We start from the raw sequence: 18,817 nt of genomic DNA on the forward strand, positions 1-18,817 counted from the left end.
AGTGGGACACGAGGACCTCCTGGTATCTGTGTTTGCTCTCGACAAGCTCCACATAACACCCGGAGGTCCTCTTTACTTCGTCAATTCCAGCCCCGTGTCATCAACCTGCCGGGACAGTACACCTAGACGTTGGCGATGTGCCGGACTGCGTCCAGATACGGCATGTTGATGGCGGCGTCCGCCACGGCGCGAACGGCCGGTTTGGCATTGAAGGCAATGCCGATCCCGGCTGCACCCAGCATGTCCAGGTCGTTGGCGCCGTCACCCACCGCAATGGTGTGCTCCAGGCTGATGCCCTCGGCAGCGGCCCATTCGCGCAGGTATTTCTCCTTGGCTGCGCGGTCAATAACCGCGCCCAGTACCTTGCCGGTCAACGCGCCGTCGACAATTTCCAGCTCGTTGGCGATCCAGTAATCCAAGCCCAGCCCGCCCGCAATCGGTTCAAGGATCTGGTTGAACCCACCTGACACAACGGCCACGGTGTGGCCCGCGGCCTTGAACGCCGCAACCAGTTCAGCGGCGCCGAGGCTGAGGCGAACTTCTTCCCGGACGGAATCGACGACGGCGGCAGGCAGCCCGGCGAGCACCGCAACCCGCGCGTGGAGGCTCTGTGCGAAGTCGAGCTCGCCCCGCATGGCTGCCTCTGTGACGGCAGCGACTTCCTCCCGCTTGCCGGCGTGGGCAGCCAAAAGCTCGATCACTTCCTGTTGGATCAAGGTGGAGTCGACGTCCATGATGAGGAGCTTGCGCACTGCCTGCCGGAGCCCCTGGGGAACAATGGCCGTATCAACTCCGGGGCCTGCCACCTCAGCTACCTTGCGTCGCACGCCGGCGAGGTCCGAGGCCGCATCCTCGAGGGGCGTGAGTTCCACTGTGTGAACGGCGAAGCGCTCATCTGCGGAGTGTGATTCGGACGACACTGTGACGCCGGCGCCAGCCAGGGCAAGGCGGACATTTTCCAGGGATTCGGGGGTCAAGTTCACGCCATAGCTGACCGCAGCCAAGTTCGAAGTCATGGACCCAATCCTACTGAGGGCACCGCACCCGCCCGAATTCATTTCATGTCACCGGGCATGCGCCGCAACCGGTTATCAGTCATGTGGATTTTTGTCCTAGTGTCTACTGCTATGAGTGATGTTCTGGAATTGGCTTCCGTCAGCGTTGTCCGAGGCAAAAAGACCCTGCTGGACAAGGTTGACTGGCAGGTCAACGAAGGCGAACGCTGGGTCATCCTGGGCCCCAACGGCGCCGGCAAGACGACCCTCCTCCAGATTGCCGCAGCGCGACTGCACCCCAGCAGCGGCCAGGCAGGGATTCTCGACGAAGTCCTGGGCCGCGTGGACGTCTTTGAACTGCGCCCCAGGATCGGACTGTCGTCGGCAGCACTTGCGACCCAAATCCCGGAACACGAGAACGTGCTCAATGTGGTGGTCACGGCAGCCTATGGCGTAACCGGCCGCTGGCGGGAAGGCTACGAACGTGACGACGAACGTCGTGCTTTCCGGCTGCTCAACGACTGGGGAATGGGCCCGCTGCTTAACCGCACCTTTGCCACCCTGTCCGAAGGGGAGCGCAAGCGCGTCCAGATTGCCCGGGCCCTCATGACCGATCCTGAACTGCTTCTCCTCGACGAACCTGCAGCCGGCCTGGATGTGGGGGGCCGCGAAGAACTCGTCCACAAGCTAGGCGAGCTCGCCAGCGACGAGGACGCCCCTGCCATGGTCCTGGTGACCCACCACCTTGAAGAAGTGCCCCCGGGCTTCACCCACGCCATGCTCCTGCGCGAAGGCGGTGTCGTGGCCGCGGGTCCCATCAAGGAAGTGCTGACCGACGAACACCTGAGCAATACCTTCGGCCTGCCCCTGAACGTTACCGAAAACGCCGGCCGCTACTCGGCCGTCGCCCGCCGATAGGCAGCCCCGAAACCACAATGGAAATCCTTAACGACATACTGGTCTTTTTCGCGGGCCTGTGGGCCGGAACCATCAATGCGGTGGTCGGCTCCGGCACGCTGGTGACCTTCCCTGTACTTATTGCCATTGGTGTGACGCCGGTGGTTGCCTCCATGAGCAATGCCATGGGCCTGGTAGCGGGCAACGCCGCCGGTGCATGGGGCTACCGGCGCGAGCTTGCCGGTCGCGGCAGGCAGTTGATGAAACTGTTGCCGGCCTCGTTGCTGGGCGGTATCACCGGGGCCTGGCTGCTCCTGCACCTGCCGGAGAAGGTGTTCCACTATGTTGCCCCGGTGCTGCTGGTGGTGGCCCTGCTGATGGTGGTCTTCCAGCCCAAGCTGCAGGCCTGGGTGCGCAGCAGGGAACAAAACCCCGAGCATGCGATCCGCGATCGAAGCCACGGCATCCTGCTGGTGGTCCTCGTGTATCTTGCCGGTGTTTATGGTGGCTACTTCGTCGCAGCCCAGGGGATTCTCCTGGTGGGAATCCTGGGGGTCTTCCTCTCGGGAACCATGCAGAACGCGAATGCCATGAAGAACATCCTGGTGCTCGGCGTCAACATGGTTGCCGCCGTTTCCTACCTGATTTTCGCCTTCGACCGGATCGAATGGTTCTTTGTCCTGATCATCGCCGTGAGTTCCACCATCGGTGGCCTCATCGGTTCGAAAGTGGGGCGGAAGCTCTCGCCGAAAGTCCTTCGGGCCGTCATTTTCGCGCTCGGCCTCGTTGCACTGGGCTTCATGATCGCCAACCTGCTGAAATAATCCCCTGTGACCTTTCACTACCTCGAGTCCGCCGATGATCCACGCGTCACGGACTACACCACCCTCACCGACGTCCACCTTCGCAAACTCCGCGAGCCGGAGGAGGGCATGTACATCGCCGAATCCTCCCGGGTTCTCCGCCGGGCGCTGGCTGCGGGACACCAGCCCCGTTCTTTCTTCCTCGCCGAAAAGTGGCTGGCGGACCTCGACGACGTTTTCCGGCAATACCCCGACGTTCCGGTTTTCATTGGCAAGGCCGAGCTGCTGGAACAGATCACCGGGTTCCACCTCCACCGCGGAGCGATGGCAGCCATGCACCGGCCAGCGCCTGTTCCCTTGGAAGAACTCCTCGCGAAAGCCCAGCGGGTGGCCGTGCTGGAGGACATAGTGGACCACACCAACGTGGGCGCAATCTTCCGGTCGGCGGCAGCGCTGGGCGTCGACGCAGTCCTGGTCTCGCCACGTTGCGGTGACCCGCTGTACAGGCGCAGCGTCCGCGTGAGCATGGGCACGGTCTTCCAGGTCCCGTGGGCGCGCCTGGAAAGCTGGCCGGATGACCTGTCCCGGCTGAAGGAGCAGGGCTTCACGGTGGCCGCCATGGAGCTGACGGACAATGCGGTTGACCTGGACGACCTGGCCGCACGGCAGATTCCGAAGCTCGCCTTGGTCTTGGGCACTGAAGGCGCAGGCATGAGCGAGGACACGCTGGCCGCCGTCGACCTCGCCGTCAAAATCCCGATGCGCGCCGGCGTGGATTCACTTAACGTAGCCGCTGCCTCGGCGGTGGCGTTCTGGGAACTCCGGCCGCGGGACTGACGCCGGTTCGTATGGCAAGGCCGTTTCCGCTATGATTGGTTGTTGGCCCGGCCGCTGGAATATTCACTGTCCAGTAACGGACCACCTCCATTCATACCTGGCAGCTGGCAAAATCCAGCTGCGTGAACAAAAGGTCCCATTATGAAGTCTGATATCCACCCGAAGTACGAAGCTGTTGTCTTCAACGACCTGGCCTCCGGTACCAAGTTCCTGACCAAGTCCACCGTGTCTTCCTCGAAGACCATCGAGTGGGAAGACGGAAACACCTACCCGGTTATCGACGTCGAAATCTCTTCGGAGTCCCACCCGTTCTACACGGGCAAGCAGCGCATCATGGACTCCGCTGGCCGCGTCGAGCGCTTCAACGCTCGCTTCAAGGGCTTCGGCGGCAAGAAGTAACCACTTCCCCCGAGTCTTTTCAAAAGCCCGCACTGCCGGATTTCCGGCAATGCGGGCTTTTGCGTTTTCCGGCAAGATGGACAGCATGACTTCCCAGCCCACGCCTGAAACCGTGAACCACGACGACGACACCCGCCTTCACGGCGAATATAAGGTTCCCGGCGGAAAACTGGTGGTGGTTGACCTTGAGGTGGCGAACGGCCACTTCGCCAATGTCTCCCTGAGCGGAGACTTCTTTTTGGAGCCCGACGAGGCCCTGCAGGACATCAACAAGGCACTGACAGGACTGCCGGGCACGTCAACGGCAGCGGACATTGCCGCGGCCGTAACCGCGGGCTTGCCTGAAGGTGCCGTACTGTTCGGCTTCTCCGCAGAAGCCGTGGCCATAACAGTTCGGCGGGCCTTGTCCAAGGCCACCGGCTGGTCAGACCACCAATGGGAAGTCATCCCGCCGACGGTCCTTCCAACGGAGGTCAACGTGGCCCTGGACGAAGTCCTCACTGAGGAGGTCGGTGCCGGGCTGCGGAATCCGACGCTGCGGTTCTGGGACTGGGAAGAGCCCTCCGTGGTGATTGGCAGCTTTCAGTCCGTGCGAAACGAAGTGGACCCCGAGGGCGTGTCCCGGCACGGCATCACGGTGGTGCGCAGGATCAGCGGCGGGGGAGCGATGTTCATGGAGGCCGGAAACTGCATCACGTATTCGCTGTACCTGCCGCAGACTCTTGTGGACGGCATCAGTTTCGCGGACTCCTATGCCTTCCTTGACTCCTGGGTCATGGCCGCGTTGGAGAAGCTCGGCATCAACGCTTTCTACGTCCCGCTCAACGACATTGCAACGGACCAGGGCAAAATCGGCGGAGCAGCACAGAAGCGGCTTGCCAACGGGGGCATGCTCCATCACGTCACCATGAGCTACGACATCGACGCCGACAAGATGGTGGAGGTTCTGCGCATCGGCAAGGAGAAGTTGTCCGACAAGGGAACCCGGAGTGCCAAGAAGCGCGTGGATCCCTTGCGTCGGCAGACCGGCCTGGCCCGGTCCGCCATCCTCAAGGCCATGCAGGAAGTCTTTACCGAACGCTATGGCGCAATCGAGTCCCGGCTCAGTGAAGCGGAGCTCGATGAAGCCCGAAAACGGGTTGACGCGAAGTTCGGCACGGACGAATGGCTGAACCGGGTTCCCTGACGGGTTCTATTCCGCCGGCCTAGCCCTTGGCGGCCTGCGCAGTCAGGGCACGCAACAGGTGGCTGCGCTGTTCGATAATGATGCGCCGCAACGCACGCGGAGCGTCACTGTGTGCAGTGAGCCATTTGTCGGTACGCATTACCACCGGATGCGTCTCAGCCTGCATGCCGGGCGCAAGGTCCTGGGCCGCCGGGAACAGTCCCCGGACGATCCTCCCGGCGATCTCGATGCTCCGCTCCGCCCACACCTTTTCGAGGCAGTCGAAGTACGGCTCCACGTAGGGTTCCAGCATGGCAGCCGGGGCCGTGGCGAAGCCGGCGATGGTGGCGCTCAGGATTTCATTGGAGAGTCCGGTACCCAGGACCGCCGAATCCCATGCCGCGGCCTTCACCGAAGGGTCTGGGCGGGCCGCCGAGGCAAGAGCGTGGCCCTCCCGTCCTGAGGCTGTCTTGTCCGCTTCCAGTTCCCGGTCGAGCTCAGCTTGCGTGGCCTGTCCGTGGGCTGCCAGCGCCTGCCAGAGGCTCCAGCGCAGTTCGGCATCCACTGCGAGGCCGTCAATGACAACGCCGCCGTCAAGGATGCTGCGCAGCAGCGGGAGCTCAGAGTCGCCGTGCCGGGAAACATCCGCGAGAGCCCTGGCCCAGGCGAGTTGGTGGTCCGACCCCGCTGGGGCAGCCTTCAACTGCGCGGCAGCAACGGCCAGGAAGTCCTTGCGGACAACGTCCCGCGTCGCAGCGGGCACGAAGCGCTCAATGGCGGTGGATGCGTTGCCCAGGACGTTGAGCAGGACTCCAATGCCGGTTTCGGCCGGAGCGAACTGTTCCACCGCGGCGACATACCGGGCTGCGGGGGTGACGCCGTCGCGGGCCGAATCCCATAGCGCCGTCCAGCACAGTGCCCGGGCCATGGGGTCCTGGATCTTGTCCAGCGAAGTCCTCACCGTGTGCTCGGATCCGGAGTCGAGCCTGATTTTTGCGTAACTCAGGTCGTCGTCGTTGACCAGCAGCAGGGCCGGCCGGGGCTTGCCGTTCAGCTCGGCCACCAGGGTGCTGGGACCGTCCACATCAATTTCGATACTTTCGGTCCTGACAAGGGCACCGTCTGCGTTGGGGTCATACAAGCCAAGCCGCATGCGGTGGGGGCGGAGTTCCTGGTGCCCTGTGATGGGGTCGATGGCGTCCTGTTGGAGCGTCACCGCGCCCAGCGTCCCGTCGTCTTCGACAATCCCGGCTGAAATGGTGGAGATTCCGGAAGTCTGCAGCCATTGGCGCGCCCACCCGGACAGGTCCCGGCCCGAGGAGGCACTTAGCGCTTCCAGGAGGTCCTTCAGGGAAGTGTTGCCGTAGGCGTGGTCGCGGAAATATTGGCGTGACCCGGCGATGAAGGCGTCAAAACCGACGTAGGCAACCAACTGTTTCAGGACCGAAGCGCCCTTGGCGTAGGTGATGCCGTCAAAGTTCTGCTTGGCCGCCTCAAGGTCAGGAATGTCAGCCACGATCGGGTGGGTGGTGGGCAGCTGGTCCTGCAGGTACGCCCAAGCCTTGCGTTTGCTGGCGAAGTTCACCCATGCGGAGTCCCAGTCAGTGGCACGATCCACGCCAAGGGTTCCCATGTAGTCAGCGAACGACTCCTTGAGCCAGAGGTCGTCCCACCAGTTCATGGTGACGAGGTCGCCGAACCACATGTGTGCCATCTCGTGCATCAGGGTGTTGGCGCGTCCCTGGTACTGGGCGTCGGTGGCCCGCGAGGCGTAGACATACTTTTCCGTGAAGGTGACCAGTCCGGGATTTTCCATGGCCCCGAGATTGTATTCGGGCACGAATGCCTGATCGTACTTGCCCCAGGGGTAGGGATAGTCGAAGAGGGCGTTGAAGAACTCCAGCCCGTTCTTGGTCAAGCGGAACAGCTCGTCGGCGTCGAAAGCGTCTGCCAATGAGGCGCGGCAGTAAAGTGCCAGCGGCACCTCAAGCCGGGTGTCGCCGTCGAGCGTTGCTCCCCAGTGGTCCGTCGCTTTGAAGTATGGCCCGGCCAGCACCGTGGTGATGTACGTGGACATCCGCTTGGTGGTTTCGAAGTTCCATTGGGCCGCTTTGGGGTCATCCACCAAGGGTTTCCGCGCGGACTCCACGCCATTGGACGCGACCTCCCAGCCAGCAGGCGCGATCACGTGGAAGGTGAATTCGGCTTTGAGGTCCGGCTGTTCGAAGTTGGCGAAGACGCGGCGGCTGTCTGCCGGTTCGTACTGGGTGTAGAGGTAGCACTGCCCGTCAGCAGGGTCCACGAAGCGGTGCATTCCTTCCCCGGAACGGCTGTAGAGCGCTGTTCCGGATACCGTCACCTGGTTGTCCGCAGCGAGGTTTTCGAGGATGACCCGGTCCCGGTCCACCACCGCATCGACGTCCAGGGCCTGGCCGTTCAGCACCACCGACTGCACGCCGCCGCTGATGAAGTCCAGGAACGTCGCAGAGCCGGGCTCGGCGGAGAAAGTGATGGTGCTGGTGCTCGGATAGCCGGCGACTGCGGGATCTGCCGCGTCGCGGACATCGAGGATGACGTCGTAGCTGTGGGTGGTGATCAGGGCTGAACGGGTGGCGGCTTCGTCGCGCGACAGATTGTGATTCGACACACGGCTATCTAATCATGATCCAGGCGGCAACCAGGCCCAGCGATGCGATGAGCAGCCAAGAGCCCAGGGCCACCATCACCGCGCGTCCACCCGTGTGGATCAGCGTGCGGACGCGCACGGCGGATCCCAGTCCGAAAAGCGCCGATGCGAGCAGGATGTCCTGGACCAGGGCGGCTCCTTCCAGGACCGCCGGGGGAGCCCAGCCCACGGATCGCACAGCGACCATGGCAAGGAAGCCGAGCACAAAAAGCGGAACGATAGGCGGGAACTTACCGTCGGTCCCGTCATCCTTGCCGGCACCATTGGCCCGCTTCCGCACATGGTCGACGCGCTGATGCAGTCCCGCCGCCGCCACTACCGGAGCCAGCAGGACAACCCGCGTCAATTTCACGACGACGGCGATCGCCAGGGCCGCCGTCCCCGCAGTTTGCGCCGTGGCCACCACCTGGCCCACATCGTGCACGGAAGCGCCGGTCCATGCCCCAAACTGTTCCGGGTTCAGGTTCAGGGGGTGCATGAGGAGGGGCAACACGCCAATGGCAAGGGTGCCGCATAGCGTTACGAGCGCCACCGGGAGCACAGTGTCCTGATGCCTGATGCGCCGTACCGCGGCCATCGCACCGATGGCCGAGGCGCCGCAGATGGAGAAACCCGTGGCGATCAGCAGGGCGGTCTCGCCACGCAGCCGCAGCAAGCGGGCCAGCCCGTAGGTGCCCACAAAGCTGACCAGCACAACACCGGCTATGAGGACCAGCGACAACCAGCCCAGCCCCAGCACGTCGTGGATGCTGACCTTGAGGCCCAGCACCACGATTCCGGCCCGCATAAGGTGCTTTCCGGCGAAGTCCAGGCCCGGGCGGGCGCGCCCTGCGGTGAGGACTGAGGTGCCCGGTATATTTGCTGAGAGCAAGCCCAAGGCAACTGCGAGGGTCATGGCGGGAATCGCTGGAAGCACCGCGTGGATGGTGAAGGCAAGGCCCGTTGCGGCGAAGCACAGGACCAACCCCGGCCCCAACCGGGACAGCTGGGAAGCGGGACTCTTGAAGGGCATGCCTCAACCCTGCCGGATGGGGGCACGGAAAGGCGAACCGGGGGTTCCCGGAAACAGCGACACAATCAACACGAAATGCGCTCGACTCGAAAAGGTGATTGTCTAATTCCCATGTCTGACCTATTCCAGGATTACTCCGAGGCCGCCGCCCGCAGTGGCGCCTACGACGAGATGTTTGCCCCGGGCCACGTAGCCAGAAAATCCTACGGTCAGGTCTCCGGTGCCTTGCGCGAGCTATCCCTCGCCGATGTCACCGCCAGGGCGGACTCCATGGCCCGCACCTTCCTGGACCGCGGAGTGACGTTCGACTACGCGGGGGAGGAGCGGCCCTTCCCGCTCGATATTGTTCCCCGCGTCATACCGGCCGACGAATGGGACGTTCTCGAACGGGGTGTAGCCCAGCGCGTCAAGGCCCTCGAAGCGTTCCTCAACGACGTTTATGGACGTATGGCGGTGGTGGCCGATGGCGTGATCCCACGGCAGCTCGTCACCACCAGCGCGCACTTCCACCGGGCGGTCCACGGCTTTGAACCGTCCGGCGGGGTCCGTGTGCACGTCTCGGGTATCGACGTCGTCCGCGATGCTGCCGGAACATTCCGCGTGCTGGAGGACAACGTCCGTGTCCCGTCGGGCGTAAGCTACGTCCTGGAAAACCGCCGGGCCATGGCAAAGGGCCTGCCCGAAGCGTTCGGCCAGCAGCACATCAGGCCCGTGGAGGAATACCCCCGGCGGCTGCTTTCGGCCCTGCGCAAAACAGCACCGGCCGGTGTCGACGATCCGACGGTTGTTGTCCTGACTCCGGGCGTCTTCAACAGCGCCTACTTTGAGCACACCCTCCTCGCAGGCCTGATGGGCGTGGAACTGGTGGAAGGGCGCGACCTCATCTGCCGTGGCAACCGCGTCTACATGCGGACCACCGCCGGTGAACAGCGTGTGGACGTGATCTACAAGCGCATCGATGACGACTTCCTCGATCCCCTCCAATTCCGCTCCGATTCGATGCTGGGTTGCCCCGGATTGGTCAACGCTGCCCGCGCGGGCGGAGTCACCATCGCCAACGCAGTAGGCAACGGCGTAGCCGATGACAAGCTCGTGTACAGTTACGTGCCTGACCTGATCCGGTACTACCTCCACGAAGAGCCGATCATCGCCAACGTCGACACTTTCCGACTCGAGGAAAAGGAAGCCAGGGAGCAAGTTCTGGACCGCCTCGATGAATTGGTGGTCAAGCCGGTTGACGGCTCGGGCGGCAAGGGCTTGGTTATTGGCCCGGACGCCTCCAAGGACGAACTGGATGCCTTGCGCAAGCGCGTGATCGCCGACCCCCGCGGGTGGATCGCCCAGCCTGTCCTGCAGCTCTCCACGGTGCCGACCCTTTCGGGCGACAAGTTCGGTCCCCGCCACGTGGACCTGCGTCCGTTTGCCGTGAACGACGGCGACGACGTCTGGGTCCTGCCCGGTGGCCTGACCCGGGTTGCGCTGAAGGAAGGGTCCCTGATTGTGAACTCCAGCCAAGGCGGCGGTTCCAAGGACACCTGGGTGCTGGCCAATTCGCCGGAGTTGCCTGCCGAGTTCATCCCGCGCCAGTCGGTGACCGTGCGTGAGCAGGTTTCTGTGTGGCCTGTGGAAAGCAACTGGCGCGACCGGCAGACGGAGCAACAGCAGTGAAACCCCTCCACCAACTACTTGAACTCCGACAGGCACCACGTGAAGGAGGCACAGTTCCATGCTGAGCCGTATTGCTGAGTCACTCTTTTGGATCGGACGCTACGTAGAACGCGCCGACGGTACTGCCCGGATCCTTGACGTGCACCTGGAGCGCCTGAACCATCTTCCCCTCGAGGAGCAGCGCAGCGTGGCGCGGGAACTGCTCGCCGTCATGGGCGCCAAGCCACAGAGTGAGGACTTCGGCCTGCCTGAACTGCTCCATGCCCTGGCTTACGACAAGCAGAGCGCCTCCTCGATCGCCGGTTCCCTCGGGGCAGCCCGGGAAAACGCGCGGCGTGCCCGGGAGACCGTCTCGCAATCCCTGTGGGAAAGCCTCAACACGACGTACTACGGCCTCAACCAGCACCGCAAGGACGTCGTTGGGACATACCGTTTCTGCAACTGGGTGCTTGAACGGACCGCGATGGTACGAGGACTGGCTGACACGACCGTCAGCCACGACGAAAGCTGGCTGTTCATGGTGCTGGGGCGCTCCCTTGAGCGTGCCGACATGACCGCCCGCATGCTGTCCACCCGTGATGTCCAGTCGGCTGGTATGTCCTGGGTCAACATGCTGCGCTGTGCCGGTGCCTACGAATCCTTCATCCGCACCCGCCGGGCAGCCTTCGGGGACCAGCATGCAGCCGAATTCCTGCTCCTGGACCGCTTGTTTCCCCGCTCGATCGTGTACGCGTTGCGCGACGCCGATGAGTGCCTTGCCAAGCTGGACCCCTCGGCGCAGCGCGTTGGTTTCATCAACGACGCCCGCCGGATCGTGGGCCAGGCCCGGACCTTCCTTGAGTTCCACCGCACCGATGACCTCATGTCTGAACTGCCCGAGCACATGGAACGTGTGCAGAAGGCCGTGACACAGGCTTCTGATGCCATTTCCCGTAAGTACTTCAATCAGGCTGATGAGCACGCCTGGGTGGGAGAAGTTTCATGACCCGGCTGAGCATCGTCCACAAGACGGCCTACAAATACAACCGCCGCGTGACCCTGTCCTACAACGAGGCGCGGATGACCCCGTTGACAGACGGCCAGCAGGTGGTCCTGGAAGCGTCCCTCAAGGTCTCACCGAACCAGGCTTCCGTGAGCACCTACCGCGACTATTGGGGCACCCGGGTCACGGCCTTCGATATGCAGATGCCGCACGAAAGCCTGGAAGTGCTCGCAACGGCCACGGTGGAGGTCCACCGCAGTGAGCGCGTGGCAACGGAAGACGACATTGTGGGTTGGGACGTCATCGCCTCGGACAAGATCCAGGACGAATTCAGCGACTGGCTGCCCCAGTCCCGGTTGAGCGGCCCCGGTGAAGAGGTACTCGACATTGTTCCCGGCATTGTCGAAGGAAAGAACCCCCATGAGGCGGCGTTGGCCGTGTTCGCGTGGATGGCTGGCGAGATGACCTACATGAAGGGCACCACCGGCGTGACGACGAATGCCGAGCAGGCGTGGTCGCAGCGCCAGGGTGTCTGCCAGGACCTGGCCCACCTTGCCATTGGAGCCCTGCGCTGCAGCGGTATCCCGGCGCGCTACGTGTCCGGTTACATCCACCCGCGGTCCTCGGCTGACATCGGGGAAACAGTAGCCGGACAGTCACACGCCTGGTTGGAATGGTGGGATGGCGAATGGCGCAGCTGGGACCCCACCAACCACAAACCGGCCGGCGACTACCACGTCACTGTGGCGAGGGGCCGCGACTACCGCGACGTTCCTCCGCTGAAGGGAATCCTTTCCGGCGGCGGAGGCTCGGGGCTCGCCGTTTCGGTGGAGATCACCCGCCTCGCGTAGGGGATTCTTAACAGCCAAGGCCCTTAAGACGAATTCTTAAGGGCCCTGGCTGTACTCAATATTTTTTTACCAGGGGGACGGCTTGTAGTCCTTGAGGAACACCCCGTACTGGTCCTCGCCCTTTTCGCCCATCACGATGGGGTCGTAGACGCGCGCGGCACCGTCCACGAGGTCCAAGGGAGCATGGAAACCTTCTTCCATGAGCCTGACCTTGGTGTAGTGCGGACGTTCATCGGTGATCCAGCCCGTGTCCACGGCAGTCATGAGGATGCCGTCGGAGTCCAGCATCTCCTGGGCGCTGGTCCGGGTCATCATATTCAACGCAGCCTTGGCCATGTTGGTGTGGGGGTGTCCGGGACCCTTGTAGGCGCGCGAGAACTGCCCTTCCATCGCTGAGACGTTCACGATGTACTTGCGATGTGCCGTGGAACGCTTCATCGCACCACGCAGCCGGCTGACCAGCAGGAAGGGTGCGGTGACGTTGCACAGCTGGACCTCGAGCATCTCCAGGGGATCCACTTCGTCCACTACCTGGGTCCAGCTGTTGATCGAGGCCAGGTCCGGGACGAGTCCGCCGGCATCAATGGCTGTCCCCGACTCGATACGCTCCAAGGACGCCGAACCCGTCGAGAGCGCCAAGGACGTGATCGCGTCTCCAGCCAGCACCGGATGTTCTGTGACGCTGCTGGCCAGAGCCAGGGGGTGCTTGTCATGCGCATGACCGAACGTCACCAGCTCGGGTCCGCCGTTGGCCGCTTCCAGGGCGGCAGGCAACGGCTCGTCTTCGGCATCCACCAGCGGTTTGTAGGCATTGCCTGAGCGCCGCACGGTCTGGGCTGCATTGTTGATGATGATGTCCAACGGACCGGCCTCGTTGAGCGAATCCGTGAGCGCCATGACCTGGGCCGGGTCGCGAAGGTCGATGCCGACGATACGTAGGCGGTGCAGCCATTCCGAGCTGTCTTCCATCGCGGCAAAACGGCGGGCGGCGTCCTTGGGGAAGCGCGTGGTGATGGTGGTGTGGGCGCCGTCCCGGAGCAGGCGCAGGGCAATGTACATGCCAATCTTGGCGCGTCCGCCGGTCAGCAACGCCCTCCGGCCGGTGAGGTCGGTGCGGGCATCCCGCTTGCTGTGGCTGAAGGCCGCACATTCCGGGCACAACTGGTGGTAGAAAGCATCCACCTGGGTGTAGTGCGTTTTGCAGATATAGCAGGGACGGGACCGGATCAGGTGCCCGGCGATCTCGCCTGTGGCCGACGGCGCAAGCTTGTTGCCGCGGGTCTCGTCATCGATCCGGTCCGGGGCTGCTGTTGCTGTCAGGGCAATAACAGCACGGTCGGCCTCTGCGATGGAGTCGCGTTTGGTGACACGGCGGTGGCGCTTGACGGCCTTGAACATCTTGCCGGTGGCACGCCGGACGGCAACATAGTCCGGGTGCTCTTCGTCATAGACGTGGATCGTTGTCAGAACCTTGAGGCAGGCCTGGATCTCTTCAGGCGTCAGATCGGTGGAACTCATTGACCTGATTTTACAGCCTTGGGAGCCTCCGGCCTGCCTCGGGTTCTGTCAGTGGACTGCGCGTTAGTGCGCGGCGCCCTGGGATGCAGCGTCCGCCACGCGGGCCTGGATTCCAGCGGCTACCTTTTCGGCGGAGTCACGGATGTCGGGATCGTGGTGTGTGGCTGCCTTGACCGCTTCCGGAAGGCTGCGGCGATGCTGGGCTGACAGAGCGAGCTCGGCTTCGCCTGGCTCCGGGACCACCTGGCCCTTCGCGAGGACAGTGATTCCGGACTCCGTGACCTTGTACCCACGTGCCCTGTCCAGCTCCGGGTCCAAGCCGATGGCAGCACCCGCGGGGACCTTGACGTTCTTGTCCAGGATGGCGCGCTTGATCACGGCGCCTTCACCCACACGGACCTTGTCCATGAGGACGGAGTCCTGGATACGGCTTCCTGCCGCCACGTATGCATCGTTGGAGAGGACGGATCCTTCAACGATGCCTCCGGAAATGACGACGCCGCTGGCCACGATGGAATCGAGGGCGGTGCCCACCGTGTTGTTTTCGCCGCGAACAAACTTTGCCGGCGGGGAAATGCTCTGGCGGGTGTAAATGGGCCATTCGGAGTTGTAGAGGTTGAAGACAGGGACGGGGGAGATGAGGTCCATGTGTGCGTCGTAGAACGAGTCGATGGTCCCTACGTCCCGCCAGTAAGTACGATCCCGGTCCGTAGCGCCGGGGATGTCATTGAGCGTGAAGTCGTACACGCCGGCTTCGCCCTGGTCAACGAAATAGGGGATGATGTCGCCACCCATGTCGTGCTTGGTGTCGAGCCGTTCCGCGTCAACGTGCAGTGCCTCAACCAACGCATCGGCGTCGAAGACGTAGTTGCCCATGGAGGCAAGGAACTGCGTGGGGTCGGCTGCGAGCCCGGGGGTGCTGGCAGGCTTCTCCACGAAGGCGGCAATCTTCTGGGGATCGTTCTGGTCTACCTCGATCACGCCGAACTGGTTGGCCATGTTCAGCGGCTGGCGGACCGCAGCCACGGTGGCCTTGGCGCCGCTGGCGATGTGCTGCTCCACCATCTGCGAGAAGTCCATGCGGTACACGTGATCGGCGCCGACCACTACCACGATGTCCGGGGCGTCGTCATGGATGAGGTTCAGCGATTGGTAGATGGCGTTGGCGCTGCCAAGGAACCAGCTCTTGCCCACGCGCTGCTGCGCCGGAACCGACGCCACGTAACGGCCCAGCTGCGTGGACATGCGCCACGTTTCCGAGATGTGCCGGTCAAGGCTATGCGACTTGTATTGCGTCAGCACAACTATTTTCAAGTATCCCGAGTTAACGAGATTGGATAATGCAAAGTCGATGAGCCGGTAGCCGCCGGCAAACGGAACCGCGGGCTTGGCCCGGTCCGCCGTCAGCGGCATGAGTCGGTTGCCCTCGCCGCCAGCCAATACAATTGCCAAAACTTTCTTCAACGCCATGGTCACTGCTCCCCGTACGTCTTCGTAGCCCCCAAAAGTCCGATTTTCCGGACTCTTTCACACTAGAACACATACGCCGGAACGACTACGTTGGTTAGCGTGCGAATAGACATTGTGACTAAAGAATTCCCTCCGGAAATTTATGGCGGTGCCGGTGTCCACGTTGCCGAGCTCAGCCGGGTGCTGGCAAAGCACGTCGACCTTCACGTCCGGGCGTTCGGTGCGCCCCGTGATGCCGACTACCACGGGGCTACTGTGGCGTCATACGCCACGCCCGAAGACCTCGGCGATGCCAACGCCGCAATCCAAACGCTGGGCGTGGACCTGAGGATCGTTCCGGACATTGCGGGAGCGGACCTCGTCCACTCGCACACCTGGTACGCCAACATGGCCGGCCACCTCGCTTCGCTGCTGCACGGCATTCCGCATGTCCTCAGCGCCCACAGCCTTGAGCCCCTGCGCCCGTGGAAGGCTGAACAGCTTGGAGGCGGCTATGCCCTGTCCTCCTGGGTGGAAAAGACCGCCTATGAGGCTGCCGCTGCCATCATCGCCGTATCCGACGGCATGCGCCAGGACATCCTCCGCAGCTACCCTAACGTGGATCCGGACAAGGTCCGCGTGGTCCACAACGGCATCGACGTCTCGCTGTGGGAGCGTGATGAAGAGGACGATGCGATCCGGGCGTTGGGGATCGATCCCGCCAAGCCGAGCGTGGTGTTCGTCGGGCGCAACACGCGCCAGAAGGGTGTTCCTTACCTGCTTCGCGCGGCTTCGAGCTTGCCGGCGGACGTCCAGCTGGTTCTCTGCCTCGGTGCCGCGGACACCCCGGAACTCGCTGCCGAAACCGCCCGCCTCATCGAGGAACTGCAGGCCAAACGCGAAGGCGTGATCCTGATTGAGCGGATGCTTCCGCGGCGGGAACTGATCCAGGTCCTCAGCCATGCCACCGCTTTCGCCTGCCCGTCGATCTACGAGCCCCTGGGCATCGTGAACCTTGAGGCCATGGCCTGCGGCGCAGCTGTGGTGGCCAGTGCGACCGGTGGCATCCCTGAGGTAGTCCAGCACGGCGACACCGGCTTGCTCGTCCAGTTGGAGCAGGTCACCGACGGTACCGGCACCCCGCTGGATCCGGAAAAGTTTGTCAGCGACTTTGCTGCAGCCTTGAACGAGGTGGTGGCTGACCCGGCCCGGGCCCGCGAAATGGGTATTGCCGGCCGGCGCAGGGCAGAGGAGCACTTCTCCTGGGAGTCCATCACCGAAACAACCCTTGAGGTGTACCGCTCGGTCCTGCGCTGACGCGCAACGTCCGACAAGCAGCCCAAACGACGACGGCGCCGCCCCCTTCGGTGGGGACGGCGCCGTCGTACGTTAACCAAGGTTCCGCAACTGTTCACCGCCTGTCAGCGGAGTACTGCTAACGGGACTTGGCGGCCTTCAAGGCAAGCAGGGCTTTCTCGTCGGCAGGAGCGGTGCCACTGGCGCGCTGCCCACGGAAATGATCGCGGGCCTGGTCCTGACGGGTGGCTTCAGCCCCGGTCGCGATGGCAGCGCGCAGGTGTTCCGGGCCGTATCCAAAGGCATCGACGAGGTCCAGTGCGTGTGGCCGGATCTTGACCAGCAGGCGGTTGATATAGGTGCCCACGGTCCGGCCACGCTGCATGGACAACCTGCCGTTCATGAGGTACCAGGAGAGGTGCTTCTCGATCAGCGACAAGCCGAACAGATCACGCAGCCAGGTCAGGACACGCTTGGTTCCCTCATCGGCAACGTGGGGGAGTGCCTCTGTGAAAGCCTCCCACTGCAGGAGTTCTGCGTGGGCCTGTGCAGCTTCGATGAGTTCGTGCTGGTGCTGGTTGAACAGTGCGGCGGCCTGGTGCTGGGGAAGCTTGTTGGCACCCTTGAGTGCCGCACCCACCTCAGCGACCATGGACTGGACCCGGTCAGCGAGCAAGGTCCGCTGGCCTTCTTCGTCCCGCAGCGCCAGCGCCGCTTTTTGGACCGAGCCAGTGTCGGCAACGAACTGTGCAACCTGCCGCAGCCCCGTCCTGTGCAAGGCCACCCCGGCGGCCTGATCCACAACGTAGCGGGCAAGGACGCCGAAGTCGGCGCTGCGGAATTCCTTGGCGTAATCGGCCAGCAGGCGCTTTGCCACCAGCTGCAGCAGGACGGTGTTGTCGCCCTCGAACGTCACATACACGTCCAGGTCCGCACGCAAGGAGGCGAAGCGGTTCTCGATCAGGAAGCCGGCACCGCCACATGCTTCGCGGCATTCCTGCAGCGTATCCAGGGCATGCCAGGTGCTGAGCGGCTTGAGTGCGGCAGCGAGCGTCTCCAGGTCCTGCCGGTCGGCGTCGGTGTCGTGCGCGCCTGAGAAGACGTCGTCGAATTTCTGCAACAGCTGTTCGTGCGCGAAGCTGGCTGCATACGTTGTGGCCAGCCTGGTGAACAGGCGCCGCTGGTGCCGCTGGTAATCCAACAGTACCTCCTCATCCGTGGCGGACGAGGCATTGAACTGCCGGCGTTCGGTGGCGTACTGGATGGCCGTCTTGAGCGCGAGCTTGCTCGCCGCAACCGCGGCGCCGTCCAGAGAAACCCGCCCCTGGACCAGGGTTCCCAACATGGTGAAGAAGCGGCGCCCCGGGCTCTCGATGGTGGAGGTGTAGGTGCCGTCCGCAGCCACGTCGCCATACCGGTTCAGCAGGTTGGTCCGGGGGATACGGACATTGGTGAAGTGCAGCCGGCCGTTGTCGATGCCGTTCAGGCCACCCTTGATGCCGTCGTCCTCGCCGCCGATGCCGGGCAGGAATTCCTTGGTGGCGGGGTCGCGGAGTTCGACGTAGAAGGCGTGGACGCCGTGAGTGACATTCTTGGTAATCAGCTGCGCGAATACGACGGCGGCAAGGCCGTCAGTGGCAGCGTTGCCGATGTAGTCCTTCCAGGCAGCACGGAAGGGCGTGTTGATGACGAATTCCTGGCTGGCTTCGTCATACGTGGCGGTGGTGGCAATGCTGGCCACATCTGAGCCATGCCCTGTTTCTGTCATCGCAAAGCAGCCGGGTATCTCCAGGCTCATGATGCCGGGGAGCCACTTGTCCTGGTGTTCAGCGGTGCCCAGGTGCATCACGGCGGAGCCGAACAGGCCCCACTGCACACCGGCTTTGATCTGCAGGGAGGGATCTGCGGTGACGATCTCCTCGAAGCCTGCGATGTTGCCGCCGTGATCGTCGGAACCGCCCAGGCGGGTCGGGAAGGCGCGGTGGACGGTGTTGTTGTCCACCAGGAATTTCAACTGCTCGAAGACGCGGGCGCGGTGCTCGGTGTGGTGCAACCCTTCGATCTTTTGCACGGCCGGGTTGCCTGCCACCTTGCGGGCCTCGTGACGGATATGGGCCCACTTGCCGAGGAGTTGCTCCCCGAGCGCGGCCACATCCACGACGGGTTCAGTGGCAGCGGTGGCGGCGTCGTCGCGGCCGGAGGATTTCTGGGCCGATGAGGCCTTGTCCACTACTTCAGTCATGTTGCTTCCTTCTTTGG

Annotated in this window: 15 protein-coding genes; 9 read left to right on the forward strand and 6 right to left on the reverse strand. The window is 63.4% G+C overall.

What is annotated here, in order from left to right:
- Window positions 1-122 precede the first annotated feature (122 nt).
- Window positions 123-1,016, reverse strand: coding sequence for a phosphoserine phosphatase SerB (serB, locus tag LRQ04_RS19570; RefSeq protein WP_235521978.1), 894 nt, complete (start codon window positions 1,014-1,016; stop codon window positions 123-125).
- A 111-nt stretch (window positions 1,017-1,127) separates the two neighbouring features.
- Between serB and LRQ04_RS19575 the strand changes: the two genes are divergently transcribed.
- The 5 genes from LRQ04_RS19575 (at window position 1,128) to LRQ04_RS19595 (ending at window position 5,117) form a co-directional block, all read left to right on the forward strand.
- Window positions 1,128-1,913 (forward strand): ABC transporter ATP-binding protein, encoded by a 786-nt coding sequence (locus tag LRQ04_RS19575; RefSeq protein WP_235521979.1) that lies wholly within the window; start codon window positions 1,128-1,130, stop codon window positions 1,911-1,913.
- 17 nt (window positions 1,914-1,930) lie between these two features.
- Window positions 1,931-2,716 carry a sulfite exporter TauE/SafE family protein gene (locus LRQ04_RS19580; RefSeq protein ID WP_235521980.1) on the forward strand — a complete coding sequence of 262 codons (786 nt, stop codon included), beginning with the start codon at window positions 1,931-1,933 and terminating at the stop codon, window positions 2,714-2,716.
- Between the two features lie 6 nt (window positions 2,717-2,722).
- Entirely contained in the window at window positions 2,723-3,532 is an 810-nt protein-coding gene (locus tag LRQ04_RS19585) for an RNA methyltransferase (RefSeq protein WP_235521981.1), read from the forward strand.
- Between the two features lie 141 nt (window positions 3,533-3,673).
- Complete coding sequence (locus LRQ04_RS19590) at window positions 3,674-3,931, forward strand: type B 50S ribosomal protein L31 (RefSeq protein ID WP_066275740.1); 258 nt, start codon at window positions 3,674-3,676, stop codon at window positions 3,929-3,931.
- A gap of 76 nt (window positions 3,932-4,007) precedes the next feature.
- Complete coding sequence (locus LRQ04_RS19595) at window positions 4,008-5,117, forward strand: lipoate--protein ligase family protein (protein ID WP_374198985.1); 1,110 nt, start codon at window positions 4,008-4,010, stop codon at window positions 5,115-5,117.
- Between the two features lie 19 nt (window positions 5,118-5,136).
- Here LRQ04_RS19595 and pepN read toward each other — a convergent pair whose 3' ends face one another.
- Window positions 5,137-7,743, reverse strand: coding sequence for an aminopeptidase N (gene pepN / locus LRQ04_RS19600; protein WP_235521983.1), 2,607 nt, complete (start codon window positions 7,741-7,743; stop codon window positions 5,137-5,139).
- Between the two features lie 4 nt (window positions 7,744-7,747).
- A complete protein-coding gene (locus LRQ04_RS19605) occupies window positions 7,748-8,794 on the reverse strand; it encodes a YeiH family protein (RefSeq protein WP_235521984.1) in 1,047 nt (348 codons plus the stop codon).
- Window positions 8,795-8,905: 111 nt separating this feature from the next.
- Between LRQ04_RS19605 and LRQ04_RS19610 the strand changes: the two genes are divergently transcribed.
- From LRQ04_RS19610 to LRQ04_RS19620, 3 genes are read left to right on the forward strand one after another with little or no spacing between them, the layout of a single operon-like run.
- Window positions 8,906-10,462 carry a circularly permuted type 2 ATP-grasp protein gene (locus LRQ04_RS19610; protein WP_235521985.1) on the forward strand — a complete coding sequence of 519 codons (1,557 nt, stop codon included), beginning with the start codon at window positions 8,906-8,908 and terminating at the stop codon, window positions 10,460-10,462.
- 58 nt (window positions 10,463-10,520) lie between these two features.
- Window positions 10,521-11,447 (forward strand): alpha-E domain-containing protein, encoded by a 927-nt coding sequence (locus tag LRQ04_RS19615; protein ID WP_144648266.1) that lies wholly within the window; start codon window positions 10,521-10,523, stop codon window positions 11,445-11,447.
- Window positions 11,444-12,295: a transglutaminase family protein gene (locus tag LRQ04_RS19620; RefSeq protein ID WP_235521986.1), complete on the forward strand. Its 852-nt coding sequence runs from the start codon at window positions 11,444-11,446 to the stop codon at window positions 12,293-12,295. Before LRQ04_RS19615 ends, LRQ04_RS19620 begins: the two co-directional genes overlap by 4 nt.
- 66 nt (window positions 12,296-12,361) lie before the next feature.
- On the opposite strand, the gene LRQ04_RS19625 is transcribed toward LRQ04_RS19620, so the two are convergent.
- On the reverse strand, window positions 12,362-13,813 hold the full coding sequence (locus LRQ04_RS19625; protein ID WP_235521987.1) for an SDR family NAD(P)-dependent oxidoreductase: 1,452 nt from the start codon (window positions 13,811-13,813) through the stop codon (window positions 12,362-12,364).
- A gap of 63 nt (window positions 13,814-13,876) precedes the next feature.
- Window positions 13,877-15,289, reverse strand: a complete 1,413-nt coding sequence (glgC, locus tag LRQ04_RS19630) for a glucose-1-phosphate adenylyltransferase (RefSeq protein WP_235521988.1) — start codon at window positions 15,287-15,289, stop codon at window positions 13,877-13,879.
- A 93-nt stretch (window positions 15,290-15,382) separates the two neighbouring features.
- Between glgC and glgA the strand changes: the two genes are divergently transcribed.
- Window positions 15,383-16,579 carry a glycogen synthase gene (glgA, locus tag LRQ04_RS19635; protein WP_235521989.1) on the forward strand — a complete coding sequence of 399 codons (1,197 nt, stop codon included), beginning with the start codon at window positions 15,383-15,385 and terminating at the stop codon, window positions 16,577-16,579.
- Window positions 16,580-16,697: 118 nt separating this feature from the next.
- Here glgA and LRQ04_RS19640 read toward each other — a convergent pair whose 3' ends face one another.
- A complete protein-coding gene (locus LRQ04_RS19640) occupies window positions 16,698-18,800 on the reverse strand; it encodes an acyl-CoA dehydrogenase (RefSeq protein ID WP_235521990.1) in 2,103 nt (700 codons plus the stop codon).
- Between the last annotated feature and the right edge of the window lie 17 nt (window positions 18,801-18,817).

Source organism: Paenarthrobacter sp. AR 02, assembly GCF_021538675.1.
In the GTDB taxonomy this organism is placed as follows: Bacteria; Actinomycetota; Actinomycetes; order Actinomycetales; family Micrococcaceae; genus Arthrobacter.